Genomic DNA, 16,465 nt, shown 5'->3' on the forward strand with positions numbered 1-16,465 from the left:
GCCTGAGCGCCCGAACGAAAGGAACAGACACAATGATGCGGTCGGCCGGTCGGTCCCGAGGCCTGCGTGCCCTCTCCGTTCTGGCATCGGCCTGTGCCCTGGCCCTGACGGCCGTGCTCTCGCCCGTCGCCCCTGCTGCCCCTGCGACAGCGGTGGATCGAGAGCTTACGGCAGCTGACCAGGCCTACTATTCGCGCTACAACCTGGAGGCGCTGCGCGCCCAGGGGTACACGGGCGAGGGCGTGATTATCGCGGTCATCGACGGGCGTATTGACACGTCCATTCCCGAGCTGCAGGGTGCGGACATCGTCGACAAGAGTACGTGCGACGTAGGAGCCGACGCCGAGCAGGACGAGCATGCGACGTTCATTGCGCAGCTCCTGGTCGCCCCGGCCTTCGGCGTTGCGCCGAAGGCCACCATCTATAACTATCGGAATGCCCTAAGCGTTAATCAGGGTAGCGACGACTGCACAACGGTATGGAATCTCCCGACGGGACGAGCCCGTACGGAATACCTCATCGAACAGGCGATCAACGACGGTGCTGACATTATCGCGATCTCCTCCAGCTACGCGGATTCTCACAATTCATCGATGCGCTGGGCTATTTCTCGCGCGACTGTGACGGGTGTTCCAATCGTTGCATCCGTCGGTAACGACAGCGAGTACAACCCCGATGACGAACTGGGTATGTGGGGAGGAGTCATCGGTGTCGCTGCGCTCGAGCAGGATGGCACCGTTGCCGACTACTCGAACTATGGAGACGGGGTAACACTCGCGGCGATTGGTGAAATCAATGGGCGTTCGTCAATCGACGGTAAGCTCTACAAGACAAGCGGAACATCGTACGCTTCGCCCATGGTTGCTGGTTTCCTGGCCCTCGCGTGGCAGCGTTTTGGTGGTGGTGAGGTGAGCGTGTACCAGGTTCTTCAGGCCGTGCTGGCGACCGCGTGGGGGACGAATGGGCAGTGGAACGAGCGCACGGGTTACGGTGAGATCAACCCGGCGGCTTTGCTGGCCGCCGATCCGTCGCAGTACTCGGAGGAGAATCCGCTGCTGGAGAAGGGCAGTCGCTTTGCCTTCCATGAGGATGACGTCTACGACTACTACTACGGGCTGGCGAATCCGCGCGAGGTCCTGAACGACGACTGGTACGTGTACCGTGGTGTGGATGAGGAGGGTGCTCTGTCCGAAGGGCAGGGGTACGAGGTTCACCTGGGGACGAGCCCGCTCTATCACAACCAGGGATGAGCGGGCCGTGAGCCGCGACGCCCTCGCGAATGTTGAAACGCCTCGATGAAAGGAATAGACAAGACGATGCGATCGATTGGTCGATCCCGAGGCCTGCGTGCCCTCTCCGTTATGGCCTCGGCCTGCGCGCTGGCCCTGACGGCCGTGCTCTCGCCCGTCGCTCCCGCTGCCCCCGCAGAGGCGGTGGATCGCAAGGTGACAGCGGCGGATGAGGCGTACTATTCGCGCTACAACCTTGCGTCCTTGCATGCGCAGGGGAAGAGGGGGGATGGAGTCATCATCGCGCTCATTGATGGTCGCGTCGATACGTCGATTCCGGAGTTGCAAGGGGCTGATATTCAAGACAAGACCCCGTGTCAGGTCACGCCCGATGCGGAGTCGAACGATCATGCGACATTTCTCGCTCAGCTTCTGGTCGCCCCGGACTTCGGAGTCGCTCCCGGTGCGACACTCTACAGCTACGCCCAGGCGGGTTCGACGAGAGAAGCGGGCGGAGACTGCAACCTAGGGGCGCGTTCAACAGCCTATGCAGATCAATCCGTGCTGATTGAACAGGCCTTGAATGACGGCGTGGACATCATCTCGATCTCTTCCAACTATGCGTCCAGGGACAGCGAATCATTGAAATGGGCAGTTGCACGCGCTGCCGTCGACGGCGTGCCAATTGTTGGTTCGATGGGTAATGACGGAGAGCGTAATCGCACGGATCGCGTGGGGGCCTGGGGTTCGGTTGTTGGTGTTGGGGCACTTGAAACTGATGGGCGCTATGCGGACTACTCAAACTACGGTGATGGGGTCTCCATCGCCGCAGTGGGAGAGATGATTGCGCGTCAGGCCAGCACCAATAAAATCGTGACAACAGCGGGTACTTCGAACTCCGCACCTTTGGTTGCGGGAGTGCTAGCCCTGGCGTGGTCCGACTTTGATGACGGAGTGACGGGGTATCAGATTCTGCAGGCGCTGGTTGCGACCGCGAGCGGGTCGGGTGGCAAATGGAACGATCGGACCGGTTATGGCGAGGTTGATCCAGCGGCCCTGTTGGCGTCTGATCCGTCGCGGTATCCAGACGAGAACCCCTTCGAAGAGAAGCAGGGTGATTCCGTCGTGACTCCGGATGATATCGATGATTACGACGATGGGCTCGTCAACCCGAGCTCCGTTTATAACGACGACACGTATGTGTACCGGGGCCTCGATGAGCAGGTGGTGACTTCGGGCGCGTCCGGTTACCCGGCTCACCTTGGTACGAGCCCCCGCTACCACGCGCAGTGAATGATTCCCATGAGCGAGCAATCACTCGCAAATACTGAACGTATTGGTGACTTCCGGTCGCCATAGAGGCGGTCTTACCGTCTCGGTACATGAAGTGGTGCACGTGCGCCAAGGAACTCAGTTAGGATAACCGTATGGTAGAGACGATGGGGAGCACCCCCGAAGAAGTAAGGCAGACTATCCGGGCTCAGATGGAAGCCGCTGAAAAGCGTGCCGAGAATGCCCGTGAACTCGTCGAGATTCTCAAGACAGCGAAGACGCGTGGCGTCGACGCTCAGGGCGACGTTGAGGTCGAAATCGACTCGGACGGTCGACTCGTGAAGCTGTCGATCGATGATGACGCGCTCCAGGGAAGTGCGCGTGAACTCGAGGACTCGATCATGGAGGCCTACGCCGACGCCGGTCGCAACATGCGTGACTACGTGCGCATGCAGACCACCCAGCGGTTCGGCGAGGACGGTGGCTCGCTCGGCGGCTACCTCGAGACTATTTCCTCGAACCTTGGTTCCCTCGGAGCGGGTCAGCGATGAGCGCGGATCTTGGCGTCAATACAGAAGTAATCCGTGATCATGCGACCACGGTGAGTGACTGTGCGTCGACCCTCGACGAGAGCGTGGGCGTCGCCAACTCGACGAAGGGCCAGGTCAACGGCAACGCCTTCGGCCTGATCTGTTCCTTCTTCGTTTCCCCGGTCAATGAGCAGATCACGAACCTCACGAAGATGATCTCGGACTGCTCCGCAGCCGAGAAGCGTCTTGTCAACTGCCTGCTCCAGTGGGCGCAGGAGATGGACGATCTTGAGCAAGACATCGTTGGGGATCTGCAGAAAATCCAAGGCGCCGTGGGCACATACACTAAGCCTATTGGCAACGGCGGCGACGGCGGAAACGGCGGTGCCGGTGGCGCTGGCGGTGCCGGTGGTGCCGGTGGCGCTGGTGGAGCTGGCGGTGCCGGTGGAGCTGGCGGTGCCGGTGGAGCTGGCGGATATGGCGGCGGCGGAGGTGGCGGCGGCTTCGGCGGCGGAGGCGGCTACGGTGGTGGCGGCGGCTTCGGCGGCGGAGGCGGCACCGGCGGTGGTGGCGGCTTCGGTGGTGGCGGCGGCTACGGTGGTGGCGGCGGCCTGGGCGGCCTCAGCGGACAGTCCACAATGCCCTCCCTCTCACACAACCCCGGCCTCGGTGATGACTCCGCAAAGGACGGTAAGGACGGGCACGACGGTAAGGACGGGCAGGACGGCAAGGATGGTAAGGAAGGCAAGGACGGCCAGTCCGGTAACTCCTTCGACAGCCTCCTCGGCGGCCACGACAAGCTCAACGCCGACGACGACGAACTGCGTCGCTTCCTCGAGAAGCAGCGCGACGACGAAAACACCGATCTTGCCGAGTTCTACGAGCGCCAGAAGGAAGACCAGAACGAGGCGCTCGCGCGCTACGCTGAGGCGCACCCCGGTGAGGACATCTCCGAGGTCAAGAGCCTCATCGAGTCCAACCAGCAGGAGCAGCAGGACGCGATGACGGACTTCCTGTCGCGCCAGCGCACCGAAGAAGAAACCCAGATCCGCCAGTACGTGAAGGACAACCCGCAGGCAACGTCCCGCGAGTTCGACGCCTTCATGTCGAAGCAGCGCAACGACCAGCAGGCCAGCTACCGCAGCTTCGTCGAGGAGCAGGAGAAGGCTCAGTCCTCCCGTATCGAAGAGTTCTCGAAGGCTCACCCCGATACGAAGACGGACGACGTGCGTTCGCTGTTCGACCGGCAGGATGACCACGGCGATAAGGACATCGAAACGTTCCTGTATCGTCAGCGCCAGGATGAAGAACGCACGCTGCGTCGCTTCCTGTTTGAAGGAGTTCAGAAGTGAGCGTCGAATCCCCCGAATTCACACCGAGTATCGACAACACCACCCCGACCGAGGGCCTGGGTATCGTCGACGAGCTGTACAACGTCGCCCAGGACCTGCGCGCCGGCGAGGTGAACAACCTCGTCGATTCAGCGAAGGCAATTTACGAGGAAGCAGCCGGGCTCGCCGTTGACCCTATCGGTGGTCTCGTCGGTATGGGCGTCGAGTGGATCTTGCAGCACATCGATCCCCTCAAGACCTGGGTGAACCAGCTGACCGGCGACTCGGCTCAGGTGTACGGCATGAGCTCCAGCTGGGACTCCATCTCGAGCTCCCTCGCCTCCGTTGCTGAAGAGCTGCAGTCCACCGCACAGGCCGCGATGTCCGGCATGCACGGCGAAGCAGTGCGCGCGTACCTGGAGCGCCAGGCCGTCGTCACCAGTGCGATCGACGGCGTCTCTGCTGCGTCTGGTGCCTTCGGCGAGGCGCTCACGAAGGTGGCAGACTCCGTCGACAGCATCCATGACGCCGTCGTGGGCGCCATCGGCGATATCGTTGGCAGCTGTGTTTCCGCAGCGGCCGAGGTAATCTTCACCGCTGGTCTTGCAGCTCCCGCCGCCGAAGCGCAGGTTGCCAGTAAGGTCGCCAAGTGGGTCGGACTCATCGGCCCTGTCCTGGATGTCCTCATGGAAGCCGTTCAGGCCATCATGGCGATCTACGCCGTCATGACCTCGGTCGGCGAGAACCTGACCCGCGGCGTCGAGCACATCGGCGAGCAGTGCCAGGCCCCCGGCGGCGGCTGCTGCGGCGAGGGACACAGCAAGGGCGGCGAGGGCTACGAGCTGCGCGACGGAAGAAACGTGTACGTCGACGGCGATAACAACGGCACCATCGTGAACGGTGACGTCAATATCGAGGAAGACAATCACACGGAGATCAACCCCAGTATCGAGCTCAGCCCCGAAATCAATATCGAGCACGAGCACGAAGAGCACCACCACCACGGTAAGCACGACGGGGGCGACGACTCTTCGCACGACAAATCGCACGGTCGCAAGGCACCGCACGAGCAGCAGCACAACGGCGCTAGTGAGCGCGGAACTCGCCCGCGCAAACAGCACGGAGGCAACCACGACAGCGGAAACGATGGGAATCACCATCGTCACAAGGGTGGCAGCAGCCACGATGGCAGTGGACACCGCCCTCGTCGCCCCCACCATCATCGCCGGCCTCACTGATCGGACGCTCCGGTCCTCTGGTGACCGACGGTGCCCTGCGCGCCGACGGGAGCCAGAGGCCGGGGATGCGCTCTGCCTCGCCGCATGAGCGTGAACGGCCTCGGCCTCGTCCTCACGTGACGATAGGAGGGCCCCGCACAGATCACTGTGTGGGGCCCTCCTGCGTAAAGACCGCCTACGGCCTATTCGCGAAGTACTCCAGCAGATGCGAGTCGCCCGACACGATGATCTCGTCGTCAGCATTAATGCGCGTTGACGAGTCCGCGTATTCGAAGCGCTGCTTGGGACGGCGGATTGCCAGCACGTTCACGCCGTAGCGGCCGCGCAGGTCGAGTTCCTCGAGGGAGAAGCCGCGCACCTCCTGGGGCGGGCGCAACTTCATGATGGAGAAGCCATCCTTCTCCATCTCGATGTAGTCGACCATGCGCCCACCCACCAGGTGCGCTGTACGCTTGCCTGCGTCCAGGTCTGGGTAGACGACATGGTGGGCACCCACGCGGCGGAGGATGCGGCCATGCTGAGAAGACGTCGCCTTCACCCAGATCGAAGAAATACCCATGTCAACCAGGTTTGCGGTGATGAGCACCGCCGCCTCCAGCGAGGAACCCACGCCGACAACGGCACTACGGAACTCCCGCGCCCCGAGCTGCTCGAGCGCATCCTTGGACGTCGCATCCGCCTCGACGAGCGGGAATCGACCCGCGAAAGCCTGCACGCGGGCGGGGTTCTTTTCGACGGCCAGGATCTCGTAGCCCAGCTGGTCCTGCGTCACCGCGACGGCGGAGCCGAAACGGCCCAGCCCGATGACGAGCGTTCCCGACTGGAGTTCCTTTGACTCGCGTTCATCTGCCATGCCCCCATTCTTCCCTGCGTGCGCCCCCAACGCGAACGCTGCGGCCGTGAGCGTGGTTTAGTGAGTCGACGTGGATGCGTTGGTGAGCATGATGGTGCCTGCGAACAGCTCAGGGGCGAATGATCTGTGGCGCGAGGATTGTGGCGTGAGGATGTTGCTGTGGTGCAAGGGGATGGCGTTCAGCCTAGTTCAATGGGGCTGGCCAGGTTCGTTGCGGTAGCGGTGTCGGTATCTGGTCGGTGCGCGTGAAACACGCGTGAAACATCGACTGGGATTCGCATATCGGGGCGAGAGAACCAGTCAAAGAGAGATAGCTTCGTGCCGCGCTCGGTTCGCGGTGGCAGTGATGTCGGCTCGCGCATGAAACCGGCGTCGCCTTTGCGGGCGTGGACGGGCCTGTTTTGAGCGGTTGGGGCGCGCATTGGTGTTGTGGGTTTCATGCGGGTCTGGGTGGGGCCTTGCGGTGGTGCTGCCGGTTGTGTTCTTCGACCTTTCGTGAAACCCGCGTCGCCTTTGCGGGCGTGGTTGGCGTGGCTCGTGAAACCGGTGTCGCCTTTGCGGGCGTGGATGGGCCTGTTTTGAGTGGTTGGGGGCGCGCATTGGTGTTGCGGGTTTCATGCGTGAGCATTCGCCACCGTGCATTGGTGTCGTGGGTTTCAAGCCGGGTTGTATTGATCGAATCGTCTCGACGTGTTCTCAGTGCACAGTCGTAGGCGGTCTGGGAATTCAAAGATTGCATGAGTCATGCACCAGTTAGATCGTCGTCTTGTTCAGTTTCCCTTCTTGGTTCGGATGGCTACCAGAACCTGGGCGACGACCTCGTCGATGACGCGAAGATCCGACCATCGGACACGAATGACTGCCCACCCGTCGCGTTCAAGGTCGCGCTGCCGACGCTGCTCGGCCTCAATGCTGTCGTGGACTTCATCGACCGTGTCCCCGTACTTGATGCGACCATCGAACTCGATAGCTATCTTCAGGTTGGGCAGCGCAATATCGATGAAGTACGTGTGGCCGGCTACGTGGACCTCTTCTTGAGTCGTTATTCCTTCGATCCCCGCGCGCAGCAAGGCAAGCAACACGAGGGCCTCGCCAGGAGACTCGCATCCAGCGTCGGCACGGTCAATGACCCATCGGGCTTGCTTGCGCCCGACGGTGTTGAGGGGAGTGTTAGCCAATGCCTCGTGGAACTCTTTGCGTGCCTCCTCCTGGCGGACACGCGACTCATCCTGACGAAAACGGTCGAAGTGGCACGCGTGGGCCAACCCCGCGCAGGCGATGGGAAACCTGTGCTTGTCGGCCAACAGGCGGGCGCAGTCAACGACAACTCGCGCCGGTGTGGCGATCTGGAAGCCCAAGTAGTTGATTGAGGGAACTGGCGATCGGGGGCGAGAAACGGTCGTTGTCACTGCCGAAAAACGTTCATTCTTCTCAACTGTGATTGCTGGAAAATGAATCTGGCGTGGGCATTCTCGAGATGGCGCATACAGTGTGAGCTTCTCGATCTGGTCGTCGGTGGGGAGGTCGAGAAGGTAAGCGGCGACGCCGCCGCTGATGACGTAATTGGGATATCGCAGACTCAGAGCGCATAACCGGGCAATGAAAACCGCTGTTTTGCGCTCCCGTGAGTGCAGTCCAATCAACTGTGCTGAAGGGATATAAATGCCGGTAAGGAGACGAATGAATTCTCCTTTCTGCACGCGCCTATGGATGCGTTCACTAGCTGCATGCGAGTCGGCAATGACTAGGGATGCACGGATGGATGCCACCCGGTCGCGCAGCAAAGCAGCATCTTCGTTGTGCGCATGCGCGCCTCGTTGTTGGTCCATGAGTCCAACTGTGTGACGACTGGAGTGCGCCTTCAAGCTCTCTGTGTGAGCCTGTGGATAACGACAAGTCGAGAGTTAGCCTGTGGATAACAAGCGATGGTCCTGATGCGCCGAAAGCGAATGCCCGTCTACGCGTGTATGCGAAACGCTCGTTGGGAGTTGTCTCAGCGAGACGATATTCGCCCTGTGGTTCGAAGTGGGTTGAAAGGCGTGATATTTTTCGCCCTGCGCGGCAAAAATGGCTAGATTTCGGTGTTTTTGGGCTTGCTGGGCGAGTTTTGTCTCGGTTTGGCCAAGATTGGGCTGTTGCTGGGCGAGTTTTGTCTCGGTCTGGCCGTGGGTGGGGTGTTGCTGGGCGAACTTTTTCGCGCTCTGGCGCTATCAGGCCACCCGCTCTCGCGTGGCGACGACGCCAGTCGCTCCCGCAATCAGCCGATGATTGGCCGTTCTTCCGGCATTCGGATGACGCGGGAGCGCTCGCGCAGGGCGAGGGCTGCGGCCACTGTCATGGAGCCGGTACGGCCGGCGAACATGAGGAAAATCAGCACGTACTTGGCGCCGACGGGTAAGACTGGGGTGATGCCGGTGGACAGGCCTACGGTCGCGAACGCGGAGGCGGTCTCGAACAGGATGATGTCGAGAGAATAGTTCGTCATTGACAGCAGCAGGACGACGGACACGGCCACGAGCGCCAGGCCCAGCAGCGACACGGCAACCGCCAGTCGGACGGCGCTCGTGGGGATGCGTCGCCCGAAGGTCTCGATGTCGCGGTCGCCTCGAGCCTCCGCGATGACAGCCAAGACGAGAACGGCAAAAGTTGTGACCTTCACGCCGCCCGCCGTGGATGCGGAGCCGCCGCCGATCATCATGAGGATGTCCTGCACGAAGTGGGTCTGGGTCTGCATGGCGCCGACGTCCAGGGCAGACAGGCCGGACGAGCGGGAGTTTACGCCGGCGAGCATCGCGTTGAGAATCTTGGAGGGAGTGTCGATCGCACCCAGGGTCGCGGGATTGTTCCACTCGGTGAGCGCCAGGGCGAGTGCCCCCACGAATGCGAGGATCAGGTAGGTCGACAGGGTGAGCTTGGTGTGGAGTCTCCAGCGCCGCGGTGTGCGCAGGTTCTTGGCGACGTCCATGATGACGGGGAAGCCGATGGCTCCCACGGTGGTGCCCAGGATGATGGGGATGAGCATCCACCAGTCGGTGACGTGGGGGGAGAGGCCTTCGGGCAGGATGACGAAGCCCGCGTTGTTGAACACGGAGATCGCCATGAATACGGCGTCCCACACGGCGCGCACGGGGTCGATGCCCATCGACAGGAAGCGCGGGAGGAACACGGCGGCCAGGAGGGCCTGCATGGTCAGCGATGTCGCGATGACGGCCTTGAGCAGGAGGGAGATCTGGCCCATGGCGCCGGTGCCGGTTTCCTGCGTGGCGAGCATGCGCTGTGTGAGGCCGAGGTGGCGTGAGACAGCGAATCCGAGGATCGACGCGAGGGTCATGACGCCCAGGCCGCCGACGACAATGCCGGCGGCGATGACTGCCTGCCCGAAGGGGGACCAGTAGGTCGCGGTGTCGACGGTGGTCAGGCCGGTGACGCAGACGGCGGACACGGCGGTGAAGAGAACATCGACGAAGGGGGCGGATGTGTCGGACGAGGAGGAGATTGGCAACATCAGGAGCGCCGTGATGACGCCGATGATGAGTGCGAATGTGCCCAGAGCGAGGCGTGCGGGTGAATACCGGGCCTGCTTGGACAGCCACGCGCGCACGCGCTGGATGGTTGTGGTGGGTACCTCGCCGTGCGGGTTCTGGGGGCCTTCGGGGACGCGGCGTATGACGGGGGAGGGCTGCGGGTTCAGCGGTTCCTCAGAGATCACAGGGGACGAGGCCGTGGCGCGTCCGCGCATCAGGGACCGGGTGGCGCCGGGTTTGGGACGTAAGCGAGGGGTCTTGCCTCGCTGCTGACGACCCTTGTGTGCCGGTGCCATCGATGCTCCTTAACGACTCTGCAACAAAAGTGGACAAAGTTGCAGTTTCCATGCGGTTGGGCAGTAGTATATTTCGTGAGGCTACGTAAGCGGTGAACGAATCGGGTTTAGCGCGCCTCGCGAGCATATCTGGGAGTCATTAATGGAACAGCAGTCGGCGCCGCGCTTTATGACTGTCACGGAAGTGGCGGACATCATGCGCGTCTCTAAGATGACTGTGTACCGCTTGATTCACAGTGGCGAAATGCCCGCGATTCGCGTCGGAAAGAGCTTCCGAGTCCCGGAGGCCGCGGTCGCCCAGATGATCCAGGCCGGTATGGCGGATCACTCTGGTGACCAGGCTCGCGTCATTGGCGGGTAGTATAGGCACGATGTGCCCGGCTCGGGCACCCATCATCCATCAGCGGTAGTACCTCTGCCGCACACACTACGAGGGAGGAACCCCATGGGCTCCGTCATCAAGAAGCGCCGCAAGCGCATGGCGAAGAAGAAGCACCGCAAGCTCCTGCGCAAGACGCGTCACCAGCGTCGCAACAAGAAGTGAGCGAGCGGAGGCCCGACCTTTTGGTCGGGCCTCTCGTGTATTCGGGGCCCTATACTTGGGTGTCATGGACCGCACCATTATTCACGTTATGCGCCACGGCGAGGTGGACAATCCCGACGGTGTTTTGTACGGGCGGCTGCCCGGTTTTGGGCTGACGGAGCTGGGGCATGCGATGGCTGCCCGCGCCGCCGAGTATCTGGTGGATTCGGGTGCGGATATTGCTCGCGTGATTTCGTCGCCGCTGCTGCGTGCGCAGTTGACGGCGGCTCCGACGGCGGCCGCGTACGACCTGAGCATTCAGTCGGATCCGCGCCTCATCGAGTCGGATAACGTCTTTGAGGGGCTGCCGGTGAACACCAACCGCGCGATGCTGGCGAACCCGAAGTACTTCAAGTACTACTGCAACCCGCTGCGTCCCTCGTGGGGCGAGCCCTATCGGGATATCGCGTCGCGTATGAGCGCGGCCCTGTCCTCGGCGCTGCGCGAGGCCCGGGGGCGTGAGGCGCTTGTCGTGTCCCATCAGAATCCGATCGTGACGCTGACGCGCTTCGTGAACGGTCAGCCGTTGGCGCACGCGCCGAAGTCGCGCCACTGTGCGCTTGCGTCGATCACCTCGTTTATTTTCTCGGGTGCGACGCTCGTGGGTACGTCCTACGCGGAGCCCGCGGCTGACCTGGTTGCGATGGCGAAGGATATGACGCCGGGGGACTCGCAGGCAGACTTGCGCCGCTGACGTGACCGTTGCGGTAGCGCTCGCAACGCCGTGTCGCGCCGCAGCAGGGTGGAACCCGCGGTAGATGGCGTGAGCGTCGCTCAGTTGGCCTCGTCGCCGGAATCCTCGGCGGGGTCGGTCCCCTCTTCCTCGGAGTGCTGACGCTGTTCCTGCGCGCGGCGCTCCTCCTCGCGGCGCTTGCGCTGGATGTCGCGCTCGAGACGGAACAGGAACTCCGGGTCGTCGTCGGGGGCGGAGGGGCGCTTGGGGGCCTCGGGCGCTCGGGTCTGCTTCTTTTCCGCGCGCGATACCCACCGCAGGACGAGCCAGGCGATGGGGCCGATGGCGGCGATCGTCGCGGTGAAGAGGATGATCATCAGCCAGATGGGCTTGGCGATCTTTCCGGGCATCTCGTCTTCGGGCGTGCGGTGCCAGTCGGCGGCAGCGTAGATGGTGACTGCGAGCATTGCGACGACGAAGACGATCCTGGCCATGCCCCTAGCATAGGGGCGTGGGCCGTCTCACGCTGGCGCGTTCACTCCCGGAGCAATCGGAGGAGCCGCGCGGCGTTCAGGCACGCGTGACGCGGGGGAGGTTCGCGTACGAGGGGGCGGCGCCCGGCGCGAGGACCGCCGTCGACCCGGCACGGATTCCGTCGGCCACGGCCTCGGCGAAAGGCTTGCCGAGGGCCATGGCGGCCGCCAGCGCGCCCACGCACGCGTCCCCGGCGCCCGTGGTGTCCACGGCCTCGCCGAGGGTGAGGGCGGGGCAGTGCCCGGCCTCGCTGCCCGATGCCCACGCCGCCCCGTCCGCGCCGAGCGTCACCATGACGTGCTTGGGGCCGAGGCCTCGCAGCGCCCGCGCGACTCCGATCGCCTCGGTGGGGCCGGCGGGGGCGGGCATGCCCAGCGTCAGGCCTGCCTCCGTCTCGTTGACGATGAGAACGTCGACGCGCGCCATGAATGCGGCGTCGGTGGGGCGGGCGGGGGCCAGGTTGAGCAGGATGCGTGCGCCGAACGAGTGCGCCCACGCGAGGGCTTCGGCGTTGGCCTCGGCAGGGATTTCGGCCTGGAGGACGACGATGTCGGCGGGGGCGGGGAACAACGAGGCCTTGGCGGGCTCGACGGTCACGGTCGCGTTCGCCCCGGCGTCGAGGATGATCGTGTTCTCACCCGAGGAGGCGACAGTGATGAGCGCGGTCCCGGAGGGTCCGTCGACCTCGCGCAGGTGGGTGACGTCCACGCCGTGAGACGCCAGCTCCGCGCGCAGGCGCTGACCCGAGGGATCCGCACCGACCGCACCCACGAAGAAGACGGGGACCCCCGAATGTGCGGCGGCGGCCGCCTGGTTCGCGCCCTTACCGCCGAGGCCGTAGGTGAGCGAGGTGCCCGAGAGCGTTTCGCCGGGCTTCGGGAAACGGTCGACGGTGACCGTGACGTCCTGGTTGATGGAACCGACAACGATGACGCGAGACATGGTGCTCCTTTGCGAGGGATGATTCATTGTGCCACGTCAGGGGTGGGGCAGTGGCGACTTTGAGCCCTGATGGGCGGGCGCGCACGTGGGGGAGAGGCCAGCAATCAGGGTGTTAAGTTGAGCTTCATTTGCGCACTAGTTTCCTGCAATACTGCTAAACGGTTGATTTGTGGTGAACTAATCGCCGTGCGCACGCTCCGATTCTTCATCTCCTCGCGAGCGGCAGGACCCACCTGCCGCGTCGCCACCGTCCCCTCGCAGGTCATCCGAGGGACGGCCTCGGCCACCGCGGTCAACTTGCGCACCGTTGCCACGGACGGCGAATACGCGGACGGACCCGCGCGCGTGCTCCTGCCGCTTCTCGGCATCTACGCGCTCGGGACGGTCTCCCTCCAGGGGTTCAACCTGGTCTACCTGCGCGTCGCCCAGGACATCGGCGCGGGGGATGCCTCCGGCCTCATCACCGCGATCCCTGGCATCGTCCTCGGCGTCGCCTGCTTCCTGTACGGAACCCTCGGAGACTTCATCCCGCTGCGCCGCATCGTCGATGTGGGGATCGCGCTGATCGTCGCGGGGTCCCTGCTCGGCTTCGTCTTCTCCTCGTCGCTGGCCGGCGTCATCGTCGCCCGCGCCCTCCAGACACTGGGGTACCAGGCCGCCGCCTCCGCGTACATGATCCTTGCGACTGCCATCCGTGACCCGAAGAAACGAGGCCTCTACGTCGGCCTCATGTGCGCGGCCTTCCAGGGCGGCACCGCAATCGGCATGCTGGCCGGCGGTATCCTCGCCGACATCAACTGGGCTCTGCTCCTCCTCATTCCCCTGGGTGGCCTCGCCTGCTTGCCGATCATGGGGCGTCGCGTCCCCGCGCGCGCCCGCGCCGGGCGCGTCGACGTTGTCGGCCTCGCGATTTTCTCCTCCCTGGCCCTGCTGCTCACCCTGGTCGCCGCGAACCCGCACTGGTGGCTCATCGCGGGCCTCATCCTCGGCGGCTTCCTCTTCTGGCGCTACATCGGGCGTGCGCGCGCCCCCTTCATTACGCGTTCCTTCTTCACGAACGTGCCGTGGGCGCGCTCGATCAGCCTCATCCTGATCGTCTACTGCATGAACTTCACGGTCGCGCCCCTCATGAACGGCATCGGCGCCGCCAACTACGGGCTCACGCCCGCGCAGGTCTCCGTGCGCCTGCTGCCCGCCTACTGCGTCGCCCTGGCCACCGCCATGACGTCGGGCGCAGCCATGTCGCGCATCGGGCGCGGCCGTACCGTGCGCGCGTGCGTCAGCCTCATCCTCACGGGTACCGTCCTTATCGCGCTGTGCATGAGCATGGGCCCGTGGGTCATCACCGCCGCCATGTGCTTCATCTACGCGGGCTTCGGCGCCCTGTTCACGCCCATCTACGACACCGTGTTCGCGACCGTCGCTCCGGGCCAGAACGGGCGCGCCGTCGCCATGAACGACCTCGCCATGCAGGGCAGTGCCGCGATCGGCATCGGCGTGTTCACGCCGATGCTCGCCTCGGGTGCCTTCCGGGCCATAGCCCTCATCTGCGTCGTCGCGGCAGCGACCGGCATCGCCGGCGACTGGCTGCACGAATACCTGTACCGCCGCGGGCGCTGACGGCAGGGGAGCGCAGAGCAGCACCGGCCTCGTTTTTAGGACAGGAGCAGCGCGAGCACGCGTGGTCGTGATGCCTGTCAGGTCGTGGGGGTAGGGATGAGCCAGTCGGGCCGGCGGCCCGGGATGTCGGCGAGCTGCTGAGGGTCGTCCGTTGATCCATCGGAGCTGAGCAATTCGGTCCCGTAGTCGAAGGAAGAACGCTTGGAGTCACGGATGTAGGCGCTGGCGCTAATCCCGTAGGTGGGGTTCCGTGCGATGATCCAAGTTAATTTTCCTTCGTTGTCTGTCATTTGTTCGTCCACCGTGACGGTGAAGCCGAGAGGGATCAGATGACTTTCAAACGCCGTCCGTACCTTGTCGACATTGTCTTCAAGAAAATAAATGGTTGGGGAATTGAGGATGTAGAGTGTTTGATCTCCCGTTGGTTGGCTGGAAATCCCATCTTCTCCATGGCGCAGCTCAAAGTTGTTCTCGTTGATGAGCTCGTTGCGTACCTGGATCAGGGTCGGCTCGATATCGCGTCCAAAGTCCTCGATGGAGTGCATCTGTCCTGCCTGCTGAAGCTGCTCAGCATGCCATGGATTCATCCCCGGAGTACCACCGAAGTACTCCGCGCACGAGGCCGTGCACAGCGCCAGGAGGGCGCAGGCGAGGAACGCGAGAGGACGTGCTCCCCGGAGATCGGTTGCTCGTTGCATCATCCCTGTCCTGAGGGCGGAAGGTTGGGGTCAAACCAGTCGGGGATGCGCCCGGGCTGGTCGATCAGCTGCTTGGGATCACCGTTGGATCCATCCGAGGGTGTGCCCTGTGTGTAGTAGTAGGTGGAGGTTTGCTCACCGAGCCGTGTCGTCGCCGAGACGACGGCCTGGTACTCCTCGTTGATCCATAGGTAGTCAACGATCTCAACTCCGTTGGACGTCCAGCGGTCTTCGGATAGCTCGAATCCGAGGGGGAGGAGACGTGCGCTGTAGGTGTCGCGGATGAGGTCGGTGTCCAGCTCGGTAAAGAAGAACATACGCGAATGGAAGGAATATAGGGTCTTTCCGTCCTCCATGTAGCGAGCGATGGAGTAGTTGTTCTTGTACGCCATGAAGTTCTCGGCTGTGACGAGCTCGTTGCGGGCGGCGATGATGGTGGGCTCGAGGTCACGTTGGAAAGCCTCGACGGATTTAACCTGGGGGCTAAGCGGACTCATGGATCCTCCAAAAAACGGTGCGCACGAGGCCGTGCACAGCGCCAGGAGGGCGCAGGCGAGGAAGGTGAGAGGTCGTGCTCGTCGGTGTGCCGGTGCCTGCTGTGTCATTTCTGATCTGCTGGAGGGAGGTTGGGGTCGAACCAGTCGGGGGTGCGCCCGGGCTGGTTGATCATCTTCATGGGATCACCGTTGGATCCGTCCGAGGGGGTGCCGACCGTGTAGTAGCGGGTAGAGGTTTGCTCGCCGAGACGTGACGTTGACACTACGGCAGCGTGGTACTCCTCGTTGGTCCAGAGGAGCTGGACAATATCCACCCCGTTGGAGGTCCATCGTTCCTCGGTTAGCTCGAATCCGAGGGGGAGGAGGTGCTTGTTGTAGGTGTCGCGGATATGGTCCGTATCCAGGTCGCTAAAGTAATACAGGCGAGTGTGGACGGAATACTGCGGGCCCTCGGCGGACCTGAAACTGTCGATGAAGTCTCCGTTTACGTAGGCAATGAAGTTCTCGGCGGTGACGAGCTCGTTGCGCGCGGCAATGATGGTGGGCTCGAGGTCGCGCTGGAAAGCCTCGACGGACTTTACCTGGGGGGCGGGTGACTGCATGAGTCCTCCAAAAAACGGTGCACATGCTGCGCACAAGATGAGT

At 63.2% G+C, this 16,465-nt stretch carries 17 protein-coding genes; 9 read left to right on the forward strand and 8 right to left on the reverse strand.

The window, feature by feature from the left end:
- Nucleotides 1–32 precede the first annotated feature (32 nt).
- From FBF35_RS01720 to FBF35_RS01740, 5 genes are all read left to right on the forward strand, one after another.
- The gene (locus FBF35_RS01720) at nt 33–1,250 is read left to right on the forward strand and encodes a S8 family peptidase (RefSeq protein ID WP_060566310.1); all 1,218 of its coding nucleotides are present in this window, start codon (nt 33–35) and stop codon (nt 1,248–1,250) included.
- A gap of 45 nt (nt 1,251–1,295) precedes the next feature.
- On the forward strand, nt 1,296–2,522 hold the full coding sequence (locus FBF35_RS01725) for a S8 family peptidase (RefSeq protein WP_241772540.1): 1,227 nt from the start codon (nt 1,296–1,298) through the stop codon (nt 2,520–2,522).
- A gap of 134 nt (nt 2,523–2,656) precedes the next feature.
- Complete coding sequence (locus tag FBF35_RS01730) at nt 2,657–3,052, forward strand: YbaB/EbfC family nucleoid-associated protein (protein ID WP_060566311.1); 396 nt, start codon at nt 2,657–2,659, stop codon at nt 3,050–3,052.
- Between the two features lie 50 nt (nt 3,053–3,102).
- Nucleotides 3,103–4,383: a hypothetical protein gene (locus tag FBF35_RS10600; RefSeq protein ID WP_187348962.1), complete on the forward strand. Its 1,281-nt coding sequence runs from the start codon at nt 3,103–3,105 to the stop codon at nt 4,381–4,383.
- Nucleotides 4,380–5,600, forward strand: a complete 1,221-nt coding sequence (locus FBF35_RS01740) for a hypothetical protein (RefSeq protein ID WP_060566313.1) — start codon at nt 4,380–4,382, stop codon at nt 5,598–5,600. Before FBF35_RS10600 ends, FBF35_RS01740 begins: the two co-directional genes overlap by 4 nt.
- Before the next feature lie 175 nt (nt 5,601–5,775).
- Here FBF35_RS01740 and FBF35_RS01745 read toward each other — a convergent pair whose 3' ends face one another.
- The 3 genes from FBF35_RS01745 to FBF35_RS01755 form a co-directional block, all read right to left on the reverse strand.
- Entirely contained in the window at nt 5,776–6,453 is a 678-nt protein-coding gene (locus FBF35_RS01745) for a potassium channel family protein (RefSeq protein ID WP_003792081.1), read from the reverse strand.
- Nucleotides 6,454–7,223: 770 nt separating this feature from the next.
- Nucleotides 7,224–8,282, reverse strand: a complete 1,059-nt coding sequence (locus FBF35_RS10605; RefSeq protein ID WP_241772541.1) for a hypothetical protein — start codon at nt 8,280–8,282, stop codon at nt 7,224–7,226.
- A 428-nt stretch (nt 8,283–8,710) separates the two neighbouring features.
- Nucleotides 8,711–10,273, reverse strand: a complete 1,563-nt coding sequence (locus FBF35_RS01755; RefSeq protein WP_060566314.1) for a TrkH family potassium uptake protein — start codon at nt 10,271–10,273, stop codon at nt 8,711–8,713.
- Nucleotides 10,274–10,415: 142 nt separating this feature from the next.
- Between FBF35_RS01755 and FBF35_RS01760 the strand changes: the two genes are divergently transcribed.
- From FBF35_RS01760 to FBF35_RS01770, 3 genes are all read left to right on the forward strand, one after another.
- Nucleotides 10,416–10,634 (forward strand): helix-turn-helix domain-containing protein, encoded by a 219-nt coding sequence (locus FBF35_RS01760; protein ID WP_003792089.1) that lies wholly within the window; start codon nt 10,416–10,418, stop codon nt 10,632–10,634.
- A gap of 84 nt (nt 10,635–10,718) precedes the next feature.
- Nucleotides 10,719–10,817, forward strand: a complete 99-nt coding sequence (locus FBF35_RS01765) for a 30S ribosomal protein bS22 (RefSeq protein ID WP_003792170.1) — start codon at nt 10,719–10,721, stop codon at nt 10,815–10,817.
- 64 nt (nt 10,818–10,881) lie between these two features.
- Nucleotides 10,882–11,550 (forward strand): histidine phosphatase family protein, encoded by a 669-nt coding sequence (locus FBF35_RS01770; RefSeq protein ID WP_060566315.1) that lies wholly within the window; start codon nt 10,882–10,884, stop codon nt 11,548–11,550.
- 80 nt (nt 11,551–11,630) lie between these two features.
- Here FBF35_RS01770 and FBF35_RS01775 read toward each other — a convergent pair whose 3' ends face one another.
- Both FBF35_RS01775 and FBF35_RS01780 read right to left on the reverse strand, forming a co-directional pair.
- Nucleotides 11,631–12,023, reverse strand: coding sequence for a phospholipase (locus tag FBF35_RS01775; protein ID WP_060566316.1), 393 nt, complete (start codon nt 12,021–12,023; stop codon nt 11,631–11,633).
- Between the two features lie 76 nt (nt 12,024–12,099).
- Nucleotides 12,100–13,005, reverse strand: coding sequence for a ribokinase (locus FBF35_RS01780; RefSeq protein WP_060566317.1), 906 nt, complete (start codon nt 13,003–13,005; stop codon nt 12,100–12,102).
- Between the two features lie 186 nt (nt 13,006–13,191).
- On the opposite strand from FBF35_RS01780, the gene FBF35_RS01785 reads away from it, so the two are divergent.
- Nucleotides 13,192–14,625, forward strand: coding sequence for an MFS transporter (locus FBF35_RS01785; protein ID WP_060566318.1), 1,434 nt, complete (start codon nt 13,192–13,194; stop codon nt 14,623–14,625).
- A gap of 77 nt (nt 14,626–14,702) precedes the next feature.
- On the opposite strand, the gene FBF35_RS01790 is transcribed toward FBF35_RS01785, so the two are convergent.
- From FBF35_RS01790 to FBF35_RS01800, 3 genes are all read right to left on the reverse strand, one after another.
- Nucleotides 14,703–15,326 carry a DUF4853 domain-containing protein gene (locus tag FBF35_RS01790; protein WP_241772542.1) on the reverse strand — a complete coding sequence of 208 codons (624 nt, stop codon included), beginning with the start codon at nt 15,324–15,326 and terminating at the stop codon, nt 14,703–14,705.
- On the reverse strand, nt 15,323–15,820 hold the full coding sequence (locus FBF35_RS01795) for a DUF4853 domain-containing protein (RefSeq protein WP_082632844.1): 498 nt from the start codon (nt 15,818–15,820) through the stop codon (nt 15,323–15,325). Before FBF35_RS01795 ends, FBF35_RS01790 begins: the two co-directional genes overlap by 4 nt.
- 104 nt (nt 15,821–15,924) lie before the next feature.
- Nucleotides 15,925–16,422 (reverse strand): DUF4853 domain-containing protein, encoded by a 498-nt coding sequence (locus FBF35_RS01800; protein WP_187348963.1) that lies wholly within the window; start codon nt 16,420–16,422, stop codon nt 15,925–15,927.
- Nucleotides 16,423–16,465: the final 43 nt, after the last annotated feature.

The organism is Schaalia odontolytica, assembly GCF_005696695.1.
GTDB lineage: Bacteria > Actinomycetota > Actinomycetes > Actinomycetales > Actinomycetaceae > Pauljensenia > Pauljensenia odontolytica_C.